The following is a 15,362-nucleotide window of genomic DNA, read 5'->3' as shown; positions in this document are numbered from 1 at the left end:
AAGGTTGCCGTTGCTGTCGCAGGTGCCCCCAGCAGCCCCAAGCGGCCGCATGCCTGGTGACCCGTTTGGCGGGCCTGCACATGCAGGTCGGGCGGTGCGGTCACCAACGACGGTGAAGATATCCGTACAGACCAGCGATCAGCACTCTGCACCGCCTCAAGTCGGCTTCGAGCCCACTTGGGCTGGCTGCAGTCATCTGGGTTTAGTACGAAGTATCCATAGGTTCCCTGAACTAAGCTGAACCGGTCTGTTTTGCATGAATGGCGGAAAACACTAGAATAAGAAGCGGTTTAGCTGCACATGCAGCGGTGCAACGCTGACGACAGGCCACTCTGCGGACTGCGTCGACTTTGGCGCAGCCACAGCTCTCACCTATCGGGCCATTCACCCAGTTCCGGTTGGCTTGCTATCTGCTGCTCATCAGCGTCTTGATGCCATCGCTGAAGCTCGCGTCATCCTGGCTCTTGCACGCGTCCAACAGGGGCTTGGCATCTGCGCCCACACGGGAAGCGCAAGCGGTCTCCGGTCTCATTGGCGACGTCCCAGATGACCTTGGCCACCGTTTCGGCTGCCAAGGGGGGGCCAGTTTATCGAACAGGCGACCGATCGCCTCGACGGTCGGTGCATAGTCAGAATGACCTATGCCTGCTTCGTGCGCGCGGCGAGCTTCAGACCCCTAGCGCAAAAGTTGCCGAGACCGCCTTCGGCGTTGGATCCGCCCGTTAATTTGACTAGTCACCGCGGCAAGACTGCCAACCAGAACCAGTTGAATGAAAGGATGACTGTGGCCCACCGCCTTTTTTCTTTGGCCTTTGCAGCCGCCGGTATTCCGATTTTCTGGAAGCGAAATGGAACGCAGGAAAGCTCTATTCAGGGGCTGGACCATGGCAGGCTGGTTGGGGTGATATGTTTGGCAGAAAGGCCCGGTGTATATCATGCGCGCGATGTGGAGCGTGATACGATTCCCGCGCGATTGACTATTTTAGGGAAACAGTTCCTCGTATTTTTCGCAATTGGTTCCAATTTTGCCATCCGTTTGCCGGGGCGGATATCACGCGGCCTCTCTGTGTCTGCCAGGGTGGGGGGGGCCTGAAGGTTGCGTAACTGGAAACAACCCTGCGCTGAATGGGTGGCTTTTGTCTCTGTTAGTGGTCGCTATTCGTGCTCTTGCGCCGCATTGATGTTGATTTGAGAACAATCGCGACTTTCCGCCTGCTGCTCAATTTTCAGGTCTGGGGCCAGTTTCAGGGCTGTCTGGCAATTTATTAAAATTTCTGACGGTTTTTTCTCTTTGTTGAAATATATTCATCCGCTATTCATTACTCACCCACTGGGGGGTATATTTTCTAGGGTGCTACGAGACCAGATCTGGCGCAGCCTGCTATCAAAGGCGCCGCGTGAACTGCCTTCACGTTTGATCCAATTTCCGTACAACCTGAATCGGCGCACTCTGTCCTGTTGTACGGGATAGAACACGTAACGCGTGGCTAGATAGTGCTGTCTCCTCAACTTCGGGCATGAATTTGGAACTGCGGTTTTGCGGTTGATTTTATTTCGGATTGAACGCTTCGAGCGACGGGGCGCGCTGACTGCGGCGCCACACCGATAAGGAGAACGAGATGGCTGACAATTTTGACAACCCGTATTCGGCCAATCTGGTTGGTCTGTGGGACTTTCGCGACGGGTACACCACCGATGACAGCGGTCTTGGCGATGGGATTGCCCAGGATGGTGTCGGGGTTGGCGGTGCGACCTATGCGGGCGGCTGGATGCTGGGAAATGGCAGTGACAGCCAGTTCAATGTAGCAGGCGACCAGGACGGGCCGTTTGATCTTGCAACCGGTTCCCTGATCACTTCCTTCAAGGCCACTGCGGTGCCGGGAAGCGGTGAGCAAACAGTCGTAAGCCGAGGTCTGTCATCGCAGGATGATGCCGACGGTGAGCGCTTTGTCATTCGGGTGAGCGAAGAGGGTGTTGTCAGCCTGAGCCACGCTGATGATGGCAATACAGTGGATTTTGCAAGCGATCCCGGTTTCTTTGCTGCGGGTGATCTGCTGACCGTTTCCTACTGCTGGAGCCCCGGCGGCGTGACCCTGGTGGTGGAAAACAGCACTCAGGGGACCAGCTTTACCACCGGCGATGATGTGGTTGGAATGACCCTTGATGTGACTGCGGATGGCGAAGATAGCTTTGTCATCGGGGCCGATGGTGACGGTGGCAATGCCTTTGAAGGCAGCATCGACTATGTTGCGGTTCTGGACGATAATGTCGTGCAGCACAATGGCGGTGGGCTCGACGGTATCGTCGAAGGCAGCACTGGAGATGATCTGATTGATACCGGTTATTTGGGGGATCCTGAAGGCGACCGTATCGACAATGGCGATGCGATCAACCCGGCTGACGGACCCGACGATGACCTGGTCAATGCCGGTAGCGGCGATGATACTGTGCTGGCAGGTGCTGGCGATGATACCGTACATGGCGGCAGCGGGGCAGACAGCCTGAGCGGCGGCGCCGGCGATGACGTGCTGCAGGGCGACACTGATGTTCCCGGTGGTGTGGGCGGTGGTGGCACCCGCGAAGTGTTCCAGTGGGATCTCGCGCCTGATCCGGATGGCGGCGACCCGGTTGATCCCGGCGATGACCTGACGGCGGGATTCTCGCAGGATACCGGCTCGGTTACTGTTGATTTTTCGGTTGTCACCAGCACCGGTGCGCCGACCAGCGATTTTACCGATGTGCCGCAGTTTGTTGGCAATATCAACACCGGCGGTGTGGCGGCAGATCCGCAAAGCGGCTTGAATTCGGCAACCAGTGCTGATGCAAGCAGTGCCGACTATCAGCTGGATTTTTCGGGACCGGTTGGTGATGTCTCTTTCCGTGTCAGCGATATCGATGCTGACAGTGTGGTCAATATTACTGCCTTTGATGCGGCCGGAAACCCGGTGGTGGTGAACCTGGCGGGTGGCCCTGGTCTGACGATGACAGATACCGATGCTGTTTCCGGTTACGACACGGCCACCGCCAAGGAAGACGACACCTTCACCAGTGACGACAATCCCAATACATCTATGTTGGTAACCATTCCCGGACCGGTTACATCGATTGTGATCACCCATAGCCAGGATGGCAACATCTCTAGCAGCGTGGTGGTTAGCGATGTCTTCTTCGACGCCCTTGGAACCCCGCCTTCCGTTGTGCCGGGCGATGACACAATCGATGGTGGCGACGGCGATGATATCATCCTTGGCAATGACGGGGATGACTCGCTGATTGGTGGCGATGGTTCTGACAGTGTTGATGGCGGCGAGGGCGATGATGTCATCGACACCTCTTCGGATGACCTGGCACCTTTGCCGGACCGGGGGTTTGATGGCTATACGGGCACCACGCCAAATATTCCTTTTGTGCCGGCGGATGCTGATCCCTTCAATGATCGCGATACCGTCGATGGCGGTGCCGGCGATGATCTGATCACCACCGGCGATGACAATGACCTGATCGCTGGGGGCGCGGGCTTTGATACCATTGATGGTGGTATAGATGATGATACCATCGATGGCGGGACTGATGATGACGTCATCACTGGCGGTGAAGGATCCGACAGCCTGCTTGGCGGTGCGGGTGATGATACTCTCTATGGTGGGCTTGACCCGGCGTTTCCGGATGCGCTGAACATTATGGATGATGGCGCTGACGGGCGCCCGGTTGATCCTGATCCCACCAATGGCATGGATACCATCGACGGCGGCGCCGGAAATGATGTGATCTATGGCCAGGATGATGACGATCTGATCACCGGCGGCAGCGGCGACGACTTCATTGATGCGGGCATCGATGATGATACGGTTGATGGCGGCGACGGGTCGGACATTGTGCTGGGCGGCCATGGTGATGATCTTCTTGCAGGTGGCGATGGCGTTGATCTGGTGCTGGGTGGCAGCGGTGATGATGATATTTCCGGCAACGCGGGGATTGATATCCTTGGCGGTGGCGAAGGTGACGACACCATTGATGGGGGGGCCGATACAGACCTCATGTTTGGGGGAGAGGGCAGCGATAGCCTGACCGGCGGTGCTGACAGCGATCTGCTGGTTGGTGGCGACGGGGATGACATCCTGCATGGGGATGTGAATGACGGTGACGAAGGCAACAGCGTCGATGGCGCTGCTGATATTCTTCTTGGTGGCAGCGGCGATGACACGATCCTTGGTGGCACCGGCGGCGACCTGATCGACGGTGGCGAAGGCGCTGACCTTTTGGTCGGTGGCGCCGATCAGGATGTCTTTATCGAGGTCGGCCCCGGCGATGTGATCGACGGCAGCGAAACGGGTATCGACAATGATACTGTCGTCATCAACGGGCCTGCGGTGATCAACTACGATCCGGCGAACCCGGAAAATGGCACGATCGATTTCTATGACCTGACAACCCAGACAGTGATCGGTACCGCGACATTCTCGAATATCGAGAACGTGCTATTTGTTGAGGATGTGATTAACCCGACCTCGCCATTGCCGGCGGCACCTGCTCCGCCTCCTTCTGGGGATGATGTGCCTGCGGCACCCTTGCTTCCCGGAGCGCGCCCGCTACCCGGTGATGGTGTCGTCGAAGGGACTGCGGGGAGCGATGTGATCGACACATCTTACCTTGGCGACCCGGACGGCGACCTGATCGATGCCGGTGATGCTCTGTTGCCCGGTGAAGTCGGCGACGATGATATCGTCCTTGCCGGCGATGGCGGTGATACCGTGATCAGCGGCGCTGGCGATGATGAGGTCTTTGGAGAAGGTGGCGATGACCTTATCGAAGGTGGCAGCGGGGACGATGTGCTGCGCGGTGAAAGCGGTGCGGACACGGTTTACGGTGAAACCGGCGAGGATGAAGTCTCTGGCGGTCTTGGCGATGATCTTCTTGGCGGTGGCGCAGGCGATGACGTCGTTTCCGGCGGTGAAGGCAACGACACGCTGACAGGCGATGACGGCAATGATCTGGTCGCAGGCGGCGCAGGCGACGATAGCTTGTCGGGCGGCGAGGGCAACGATCTGTTGTCCGGTGGCGCGGGTGCAGATACCGTTGGTCTTGATAGCGATAGCGGTCTTGATCTGGCCTTTGGCGGCATCGGTTCAGATAGTTTCACGGGTATGGGCCAAGGTGATACGATCTATGGTGGCGAAGATGCGGATGGCTCTGACATCGACGTGCTGGATCTTACCGGTGCAGCCGAAGCGCAGAACGCCGGTGGCAGCCTGACCGTTGATCTGGATGACACCAACCCCGAAAACGGTGTGGTGACGTTCTTTGATGCCAGCGGTGCCGAAACGGGGACTGCGAACTTCTATGAGATCGAGACAGTCGTAGTGCCCTGTTTTACACCGGGAACCCGTATCGCCACCCCAGAAGGTGAGCGCCGGGTGGAAGATCTGGCTGTTGGGGACCGGGTCATCACCCGCGACAACGGCATTCAGGTCATTCGCTGGCTCGGGACACGCTGTCTGGAAAGTTCCGATCTGAAACAAGCGGAACATCTGCAGCCGATCCTGATCCGTGAAGGCGCCCTGGGTAATGGTCTGCCGGAACGCGACATGATGGTCAGCCCCAATCACCGGGTGCTGGTGGCCAATGACAAGACCGCACTGTATTTCGAAGACCGCGAAGTGCTGGTCGCAGCCAAGCACCTGACCGGGCTGGTGGGCATTGACGCGGTAGAGACCAGTTCGGTGACCTATATCCACTTTATGTTCGATCAGCATGAGGTGGTCCTGTCGGATGGTGCCTGGACCGAGAGCTTCCAGCCGGGGGATCAAACTCTGCGCGGGTTGGATAACACCCAGCGCAACGAAGTCTTTGAGCTGTTCCCAGAACTCAAGTCAGAGCAGGGCCGCGTCGCCTACAGCTCTGCCCGACGGTCGTTGAAACGCCACGAGGCGCGCCTTTTGGTGCACTAAGCGCATCAACGATGTGACAATGATGAAATAGGGGACGGTGCCGCTGGGTGCTGTCCCTTATTATCTTCTGCCAAGCTTTGGATAACGGAAGTCAGATTTCTGGCTGTGCCTGTCGTTGCGCGGCGCGCCACTTCGCCCAGGCCTCAGGGGTATCCAGATCGGTCACCGCGCGCTGGCCGGGCAGGGCGACGTGCTGCACAGTTTCCTGGCGCAGCAGTGCGCGGGCCCCTTGATCGCCGGTGATCTGGCGCAGACCGGCAAAGCTTCGGCGCGGAAATAGCACGGGATGACCGGGGGTGCCGGTGCTTGTGGTGGCGCGCAGCACTGGGCTGTCTGGCCCGTGAAACCGGCGCGCCAGGTTCAGTAGATCCTCGGTCTGTAGATCCGGCATGTCGCAGGGTAAGATCATGACCGCATCGATCGCGTCTGGCAGGGCTGTCACTCCTGCGCGGATCGAGGCGGCCATGCCCTCTGCCGTATCAGGAACCGGAACAATCTGCGCTGCACCGATATGCGCCGCGCGCGGGTGGGTCTTGCTTGGCAGGGTCACATAGCAGGGCAGTCCGGTGTTGTCGGCGCGCTGGCAGATCCGCGCCAATAGGGGCTTGCCGTCGATCCGCTGTATCAGCTTGTCCTGCCCCGCCATCCGCGAAGACGCACCGGCTGCAAGCAAAAGAACCGCGATATTATCCATGGTGCCCCCTGGGCTGGTGAATGACCGTGACGTGTTGCGGGGCAGTTTGGGAACATTGCCTGCGAATGACCAGTGGAAATGCCCGGTGTCATCCCCTTGGCAAGGGGATGACATTGCAACGCAGCCGACCGGGTCAGCCGCGCATGCGGGTGCCCTCTGGATCAAACAGCGCCGTGGTGATCAGCCGCGCCTTGTGCATCTGGCCCAGGATTTCGATCTCGACCTCCAGCCCCTCTTGTACATGCTGGGCCGGGACAAACCCCAGGGCGATGGATTTCTGCGCATGATGGGAATACCCTCCCGAGGTGCAGAACCCCACCACTTCACCGCCCAGTGAGATTGGTTCATAGGCCGTGATATCGGCATCCGTGGCCGCGACCTCAAAGGCGCAGAGCCTACGGGCGGGCCCTGCTTTTCGCTCGGCTTCGACTTTGGCACGGCCGATGAAATCCGCAGTCTTTTTGAACGAGATAAACCGGTCCAGCCCGGTTTCCGCCGCAGTATAGTCTGGCGAGTACTCCCGCATCCAAGAGCCAAAGAACTTGTCCAGCCGCAGCGACATCATAGCCCGCATGCCAAAGGGCCGCATGTCATGGGGTTTGCCAGCCTGCCACAGGCTGGACCAGAGCGCGCGCTGGCTGGGCAGATCACAGTAGATTTCATAGCCCAAATCGCCAGTGTAGCTGATCCGCTGCACCAGGCAGTCGACCATGCCGATGGTCATTTGGCGCAGATCCATGAACCGCATGTCAGAAATGTCAGTCCGGGTGCAGGCTTGCAGCACCGCGCTTGCCTGGGGGCCGGCAATCTGAAACCCGTTGCGACTGTCTGAAACGTTCTGAATATCGACGCCCGCGACCTGATGCTGCAGGAACCAACGCATGTGATAGGCTTGGGCCCCATAAGATGCCGTGAGCTGAAATTCTTGCTCGCTCAGGCAAGAGATGGTGAAATCGCCGATAAGCCGACCTTGATGCGACAGCATCGGCGTGAGGCTGATACGCCCAGGCTGCGGCACCCGGCCTGCCATGATACGATCCAGCCAGGCCCGCGCCCCGCTGCCGCTGACGCGGTATTTGCCAAAGTTATGCACCTCATTGATGCCAACGCCGTCACGTACCGCCTTGACCTCACGGGCGGTGGCCGCAAAGGCGTTGGAGCGGCGAAACGATGGTGTTTCAAAACGGGGTTCATCGCTATTGGCAAAATAGTTCGCAACCTCTAGCCCGTATTGTTGGCCCCAGACCGCGCCCATCTGATCAAAGATGTCATACATCGGCGTGGTACGAAACGGTCGGGCTGCGGGCAGTTCTTCGTTGGGGTAGGCGATGGAGAAACGCTTTTGATAGTTCTCGATGACCTTGGGCAGGGTATATCCAGGGGTGATCCAGTCACCAAAGCGGGCACAGTCCAGCGCCATGGTGTCGCGTTCTGGCTCTCCGTCAACCATCCATTGCGCCAACATCAGCCCAACGCCGCCGCCCTGGCTGAACCCGGCCATGACGCCACAGGCGGACCAATAGTTGCGCACTCCGGGCACTGGCCCCACCAGCGGGTTGCCGTCGGGTGCAAAGGTGAAGGGGCCGTGAATGACGGATTTTACCCCAGCTTCTGCCAGGGCCGGGAAGCGTTTGTAGGCAAAATCAATCGAGGCTTCGATCTTGTCAAAGTTATCGGCCAGCAGTTCATGGCCAAAATCCCAGGGCGTGCCATCCACCGCCCAGGGTTTGCAGGGCTGTTCATAGAATCCGATGCACAGCCCGCGGCCCTCCTGGCGCAGATAGCTTTCTCCGGCCGGGTCCATCACATGCGGGTGTTCGCCGCCGTTGTCGATGATTTCGGCAATTTGTGGTACCTCGTCGGTGACGATATATTGGTGCTCCATCGGATGCAGCGGAAAGTAGATTCCGGCCATTGCGCCGACCTCGCGTGCCCAAAGCCCGCCGGCATTGACGATATGCTCGGCATGGATTGTGCCCTTGTCGGTCACCACATTCCAGCTTCCATCTGCACGCTGGTTTGTCTCGATGACCTTGCAGTGGGTTTCAATGGTTGCACCGCCCATCCGGGCCGCCTTGGCATAGGCATGGGTGGTGCCCGAGGGATCAAGGTGACCATCAAGTGGGTCATACAGCCCCCCCAGGATGCCATCGATATTGGTGACCGGGGCGATCTTGGCGATTTCTTCGGGGCCGACGATTTCGGTCTGTAGCCCCATGAAGCGGTGTTTGGCGCGCTCTGCCTTGAGCATGTCAAAGCGTTCCTGGCTGTCGGCCAGTGTGACGCCGCCGACATGATGCAGACCGCAGGACATGCCGGTGATCTTTTCCAGCTCGCGGTAGAGCGTGATGGTATATCCCTGCAGCGCCGCCATATTGGTATCGCTGTTCAGGGTGTGAAAGCCCCCCGCCGCGTGCCAGGTCGAGCCAGAGGTCAGTTCGGATCGTTCCAGCAACATGACATCGGACCAGCCCAGTTTGGTCAGGTGATAAAGGACCGAACAGCCGACAACGCCGCCGCCGATCACAGCCACGCGGGTGGTGGTCTTCATGAGGCTTCTCCCTGGTTGTGTCAGATTTATTCTGGACAGTTGTGAACAGTAGTCCAGCAAAAAAAGCGACCAGGCGTGCCGCTGGTGGGCAAAAACACGCCCGAACATCAAACACTCATGGTGGTGGGCAGGGCGCAGTCTGCCAATGGGGGAAGGGAATGCCGCCTTAGTCAGTGCTGCGCAGCCGACTGATTTGCACCAGCACAACGGCGCTAAGCGGGATCAGCAGTTTAAGCAGGGCAACCGTGATCAGCAAGAGGCCGAGCTGGTTGTAATCTGCCGGAGTTGAAACCTGACCGCTGGCATTGCTGACCTCTCGGGTGACGACAAAGAATTCGTTCAGGTATTTTGTCCCCAGGCTGGAGGCCGAGAGAGCCAGATTGGTAAAGGCTGCCATCACCGCAAAAAAGGTTGCCTTCAGGTTGCTGGGCGCGTTGCGGGCGATCCAGGCGAGCATCGGGATCATGGCGACCTGCCCCAGGGGGGATTCAACCGCCGTATCGACCAGTGCAATGAAGCGGGCATCCACCACACCACCAGTCAAGGGGGCAGTCCAGTTCTGCAGGCCATAGTAGAGGCCGATATTGGGCAGGCTCAGCATGGCCTCGCTCAGCGCGAGAAATATGATGATCCAGGCGATGGTGTTGTTTGCGATCAGCGGCCGCAGCACCACCATGCCAAAGAGCGTCAGTAGCGATGAAATCAGCGAGAGCACAGACAGAAACTGCTGGTCAAAGCTCAGCACGTCGATTTCAAACCAGGTGGCAGCAGCCCCGGTCAGGGGCGTGGCGCGATAGGCAAAGATGATAATCGCGGTACCGATCAGGGCACGCGCCTGTGCTGGTGTCAGAACCTTGATCAACTGACGCATCAGCAACAGCACAATAAGCATAGATCCCGCAAAGACCAGCTCTTGCCCCTGTTCGATATCATTCAGGCCAATGCCAAGGGTCAGGGCCACAAAAGCACCGCCGCCGATGAAATACCACCAGTTCACCGAGACCGGATCGCGGGGCAGGGTAAGGCGGGCTTTGATGTCAGCAGTCGATAGCCCCATACGGCGCAGCCTGGCACCAAGCTGCAGGCGCTGAAACAGCGCCACGGCGATTCCCGTCAGCGACAGCAGTGGCACCAGCTGCGCCAAGAGAAAGACCTGGGCATATAGCGCGCCCTTGTCTGCCTGCGTCAGGGCGTCGGCGCCGTCAAACAGCCAGACATTCAGCGCCGCCGCAGCGCTGAAACCACCAATCAGGGCAATCCGGCCCAGGGTCTGCATCGTGGTATGCAGCACACGGGTTTCTGCCGCGGTAAACTCGGCTCCCTCTGCATCATAACGGGGAACGGCTTCGACAGACATTGCATCCGCCACGATATCTTGCAGCACAAACCCGCAGGGCGCGAGCAGGGCCGAAGTCACATACCAGGCATTGGGGGGCATCACCGCAGCCATCACATCAGGAATGAGAAGCAGGCTGGCGAGAATGCCATAGCTTGTCGCCATCAGCGCAGCGCCCAGCACGATGAGCAGATATTTCCAGCGCCACATCAGATCGACCAAATGGCCCAGCGGCATCTTCAGGGCCCAGGGCAGCCCGACCCAGAACCCCAAACCAGCAAGAAATGCGGCATCAAGGTCCAGGTATTCCTTTACATAAAAGGTCCCCGCCACAGAGGTGACGCCCTGCACGCCATAGGCAAAATAGATCAACAGTGGCGGCAGGAAGCTCCATCTCAATTGCCGCAGCAGGTCCAATAGGACCTGGTCGAACCATATATAGGCCCGGTTCATGTCAGCGGGCGCACCTTGAAGGCGGTGATCCGGTTGCCTTCTCTGCCCGTGACCTCAAACCGGAAGCCGTGGAAGGAAAACACCTGCCCCTTGGTGGGGATCATCTGGGCCTCGTGGATGACCAGGCCGGCAATGGTATTGGCCTCTTCATCCGGCAGGTTCCAGTCGGTGGCCCGGTTCAGATCGCGGATGGTGGTGGCGCCCTCGACGATAAAATTGCCATCGGATTCCTTGCGCACCAGTGACTCTTCGGCCGGGTCGAATTCATCGGTGATCTCGCCAACGATCTCTTCCAGAATATCTTCGAGTGTGATCAGCCCCTGCAGCGCACCATATTCATCCACCACCAGGGCAAAATGGCTGCGCATGCGCAGGAACTGCCGCATCTGATCGTCCAGCGTGGTTGTTTCAGGGACAAAATAGGGCGGTTTTGCTACCGTGGTGATCTCAAAATTCCGTAGCGCGCTGGCGTCGCCATCCGGGCCACCGATCTGGGCATACATTTCGCGCAGCAGATCCTTGGCATGGACAATGCCGATGATGTTTTCCTGTTCGCGCTTGAAGACGGGCAGGCGGGTATGCGGCGAGGTCAGGCATTGTTCCAGAATATCCGCAGGCTCTGCCTCGGCATCAATCATCTCGATATGAGAGCGGTGCAGCATGACCTCTTCTACAAAGCGATCCGATAGATCCAGCGCGCCAAGAATACGGTCGCGATCTTCCTTTTCGACCACACCTTCGGAATGGCCGATCTGCAGCGCGCCGGCGATTTCCTCCCGTACTGCCATGATATGGCTGTCAGGGTCGATCTGGACGCCAAACAGGCGCAGAATGCCCCGCACCAGAAAGCGCACGGCCGACACGATGGGGGCAAGAATGGTCACCAATACGCCAATGATCGGGGCCACCGCCGAGGCGGCCTTCTCTGCGTTGGAAATGGCATAGGTTTTTGGCAGAACCTCGGCGAAAACCAGCACCAGCAGGGTCATCACCAGGGTGGCAAAGGCCACACCGCTTTCGCCAAAGGCACGGGTCAACAGGGCCGTTGCCAGGGATGTCGCCAGGATATTTACCAGGTTGTTGCCCAGCAGAACCGACCCGATCAGCCGCTCGCTGTCTTCGGTCACTTTCAGGGCGCGTTCTGCGCCATGCGATCCCTTGTCGGCCTGGCTCCGCAATTTCCCCCGCGAGGCGGCTGTCAGGGCAGTTTCCGAGCCAGAGAAAAAAGCCGAGAGAACCAAGAGCAGCAGGATGGCCCCGGCTGAGATCCAGAATGCGCTGTCCAAAACGGTTTGGGCGGTGTCCATGGTGGGTCCAAATTCTGTTTGTGTCGTTCGATGTTATGGGCCGTAGCGGCCTATCAGACAAGTCCTGTTCAGGGTGTCCAATCTGGCGCAAAGGCAAGCGATACAGGGAGCAAGACAGGCGGGTAGCTGGTAGAGGAGCCGGGCCTGTCAGGGTGCCTGGTCCTGGCTTTCGTTCTGCGCAGCCTCGCCTTCGCCTGATTGAGCGCCGTCTGTTTCGGTTTCTGTCGCGCGCGATAGCGGGTGGTGTTGCAGCACCAGTTCGCTCAGCCGCGCATCCAGCACATGGGTATAGATCTCGGTGGTTGCAATATCGGCGTGGCCCAGCAGCGCCTGAATGGCTCGCAGATCGGCACCATTGGCCAAAAGATGGGTGGCAAAGGCGTGGCGCAGGGTATGAGGCGTGACTTTTTGCGGATCTACCCCGCCGCTCACCGCCAGGTCTTTGATCAGCAGGTAAAACCAGTGGCGCGTCAGGTGCCCGGATTTGCCGCGCGACGGAAACAGGAACTTTGATCCCGTGTGATCGGGGCGGGTCTGTTTTTCGGCCTGCTCGCTGTCGCGATGTTTCAGCCAGGCCCGCAGGGCAGCACGCGCCGGGGGCGATAGTGGCACCAGGCGTTCTTTATGGCCCTTGCCCATGACCAGCAGCATATTGGGATCGCCGCGCGCCGCCGCCAGCGGCAGCGAGACCAGTTCGCTCACCCGCATGCCGGTGGCATAGAGCAGCTCCATCAGGCAGGTGTTGCGCAGGCGGTCCGCAGGGCTGCGCCCCGTCTGGCGGGCAGCGTCAAGCAGTCGGTCGACCTCAATCACTTCCAGCGTCTTGGGCAGCGATTTGGCCCGTCCCGGCCCTTTGATCTGGATTGCCGGATTGTCGGCGCGCCAGCCTTCTTCAAAGGCAAAATGATAGAGCTGACGAATGGCAGATAACCGTCTGGCCCGGGTGGCGCGGGACAGCCCTTCGGCATCGCAGCTAATCAGATAGGCCTCGATATCGTCCCGGCTGGCGGCATCAAAGGCCCGGTTGCGATGGTGCAGCCAGGTGGCGGCATCTTTCAGGTCACGCCCATAGGCGAGCAGAGTATTGCGCGCCGCGCCCGCCTCGGCGGCCTGGGCCTCCAGAAAGGTAGAGATCCACTGCAGGTCATCGCGGGGCGCGGCCATTCAATCGCGCTCCAGTAGCATCAATTGTAGGGTGGCGCGCCGTGCGGTGTCTTCCAATCCTACCGCCCGCAATGCGGCCAGCGACTTGCTCAGCGCACCCAGGTTGCCCTGCGCTCCGCGCGCAAAGAGATCCATGGTTCGCAGGATTGCTTCGCCCAATTGCCCGTTGTCCAGCAGGGTACGGATTTCTGTAGGCACCTCGGCGTCTTCGTCAAACCCCTGAATGATCGATTGCATCAGGGGGGAGCTATGACGCAGGGATGATCCCTGCCGCGGTGGCGTGGCACCGTCGTTGGGCATTTCCTCTGTTGTTTCCACGGTATCCTGTGCCGCAGGGCTGGGGCGCTGCGCGATGTTGCTGCCGGGGTTCCCGGGGGTACCCTGGGCCAGCGCGGCCAGAAATTTGTTTTTGTCGCTGTCCTTTGGCGGACTGTGAGACGCGATTTCATAGGTGGGGGCCAGCAGGCGGATCTGCCAGGCCAGTTCTGCTGCCGGGCCACTCAGCTTGAAACGCGCCAGCTGGGTCGAAAACAGATCGGCAAAGCCCACCTCCAATCCGGCCTGCTGCATCGCGGTCCAGACGGCGGGCAGGGCGTTGCCAACCTCGGCGCTGCTGCCACTGTTCAGGGCCGCCTCGAAATGCTGCAGAGCTGCGACCCGATCCCAGATCCCACCGGAGGCGGCAGGGCTGCGATCAGTATAGAGCCCCAGGAGCTGATTTGGGTTCAGCGCCCCGGCGCGTGTCAGACGCTCTGCCGCTTCCAGCTGGGCCTTCCAGCCAGCCAGGTCGCGCAGATCTGCCGCCGCAAAGGCCCGTGGCAGCGGCGCTGTGGGCAGCGGCTCGCCAATGGATTCGAACAATCGAAAGGTCAGCGGGTCGGGATTGCTTGGTCGGGACAGCGGCGGCGCCAGCTCGAATATATCGGGGTTGAGAAACCGGTCGAGCAGATCAAGCTGCGCCTTCGGCAACAGATCAAGCGCATGGGCCGATTCCAGCATCAGCGCCGCAGTGGGCCAGTCGCCACGCCGCGCCGAGCAGAAAATGCGCGCCCGGTAGTCGGGGGCAAGGTATGGCTCCGCAATCAGGGCGGTGCAGCTGCGGTCCTCACCACCGCTTAGCAGGGCGGTAAAGAACCAACGCCGAAACCGTGCCGGGCTGGCTGTCGGGCCTGCCTGTTCGACCAGCGCCTGCGCCGGGTCCGACGCCCCAAGGCTGATCAATCGATCCAGCCGCGCCAGCAAAACGACATCGCCCTCGGCGCGCAGTGGCCGACTTTCCGACAGCAGCAGGGTAAACAGCAGCGATTGCATCGCCGGATTCCCCCGCACCGAAACTGATCGGATCAGTCGGGAAATGACTTCGGGGTCGCTGCCGCGCCACAGGTCCACCGGCAACCCGGTTGCAGAGGGCGCGACCAGCCCGGTTGGCGGCAGCAGCGCCTGCAGGGGCGTTACGGTGATATGCGGATGACTGGCGCTGCCGGTCACCGGTGGCTCTAGCAGGACGGTGCTGGGCAACGGACCGGTACTGCTTGGTTGCCCCAGCCAGTCAATAACGGTGAGCGGTGCCTGACTGTGCCCCTGGGCCTCTAGCGTACCAAAGGGCAGAGAGATCGCCAGGGCAGTGAAAGCAAGAGTGGCGAAAGAGCGATTCTTTTTCCGCTGTTTTTTGCCCCGGTCAGTTTGCATCTAGGACGACCGGTTTTCGGACTTCTTCAATGGGGACACTGAAATCAGCCCCGAACCATGGGCCGATATAGGCATAGGCTATCAAAGCCACTGCCGCCAGAACCCCAAAAATGACAAGATATTTGATCAATCGCACCATTGCACACCTGCTGCCTGCTTCTTTGTATTTTGACCAAGTTATATATGGCCTTTTTTGCAATATCACGTCATTCACTGAAGA

9 protein-coding genes are annotated in these 15,362 nt (G+C 59.5%); 2 read left to right on the top strand and 7 right to left on the bottom strand.

The window, feature by feature from the left end; genetic code table 11:
- The first annotated feature begins 634 nt into the window (after positions 1-634).
- Both P2081_RS05170 and P2081_RS05165 read left to right on the top strand, forming a co-directional pair.
- Positions 635-1,093, top strand: a complete 459-nt coding sequence (locus P2081_RS05170) for a hypothetical protein (RefSeq protein ID WP_278921803.1) — start codon at positions 635-637, stop codon at positions 1,091-1,093.
- 526 nt (positions 1,094-1,619) lie between these two features.
- Positions 1,620-5,948: a Hint domain-containing protein gene (locus P2081_RS05165; RefSeq protein ID WP_278921802.1), complete on the top strand. Its 4,329-nt coding sequence runs from the start codon at positions 1,620-1,622 to the stop codon at positions 5,946-5,948.
- A 91-nt stretch (positions 5,949-6,039) separates the two neighbouring features.
- Here the strand turns inward: P2081_RS05165 and P2081_RS05160 are convergent, their stop codons facing one another.
- The 7 genes from P2081_RS05160 to P2081_RS05130 all read right to left on the bottom strand — a co-directional run bounded on the left by P2081_RS05160 (position 6,040) and on the right by P2081_RS05130 (position 15,281).
- Entirely contained in the window at positions 6,040-6,642 is a 603-nt protein-coding gene (locus P2081_RS05160) for a nucleotidyltransferase family protein (protein WP_278921801.1), read from the bottom strand.
- Between the two features lie 133 nt (positions 6,643-6,775).
- A complete protein-coding gene (locus tag P2081_RS05155) occupies positions 6,776-9,193 on the bottom strand; it encodes a GcvT family protein (protein ID WP_278921800.1) in 2,418 nt (805 codons plus the stop codon).
- A 166-nt stretch (positions 9,194-9,359) separates the two neighbouring features.
- The gene (locus P2081_RS05150; RefSeq protein WP_278921799.1) at positions 9,360-10,982 is read right to left on the bottom strand and encodes an MFS transporter; all 1,623 of its coding nucleotides are present in this window, start codon (positions 10,980-10,982) and stop codon (positions 9,360-9,362) included.
- Positions 10,979-12,289, bottom strand: a complete 1,311-nt coding sequence (locus P2081_RS05145; RefSeq protein WP_278921798.1) for an HlyC/CorC family transporter — start codon at positions 12,287-12,289, stop codon at positions 10,979-10,981. The genes P2081_RS05150 and P2081_RS05145 overlap by 4 nt, the downstream gene beginning before the upstream one ends.
- Before the next feature lie 147 nt (positions 12,290-12,436).
- On the bottom strand, positions 12,437-13,453 hold the full coding sequence (locus tag P2081_RS05140) for a tyrosine recombinase (RefSeq protein WP_278921797.1): 1,017 nt from the start codon (positions 13,451-13,453) through the stop codon (positions 12,437-12,439).
- On the bottom strand, positions 13,454-15,142 hold the full coding sequence (locus P2081_RS05135) for a hypothetical protein (protein ID WP_278921796.1): 1,689 nt from the start codon (positions 15,140-15,142) through the stop codon (positions 13,454-13,456). It lies immediately after the preceding gene.
- Positions 15,132-15,281, bottom strand: a complete 150-nt coding sequence (locus P2081_RS05130; protein WP_278921795.1) for a hypothetical protein — start codon at positions 15,279-15,281, stop codon at positions 15,132-15,134. Before P2081_RS05130 ends, P2081_RS05135 begins: the two co-directional genes overlap by 11 nt.
- Between the last annotated feature and the right edge of the window lie 81 nt (positions 15,282-15,362).

The organism is Pseudophaeobacter profundi (genome assembly GCF_029697505.1).
GTDB lineage: Bacteria > Pseudomonadota > Alphaproteobacteria > Rhodobacterales > Rhodobacteraceae > Pseudophaeobacter > Pseudophaeobacter profundi.
This window is presented reverse-complemented; position numbering and strand designations above follow the sequence as displayed.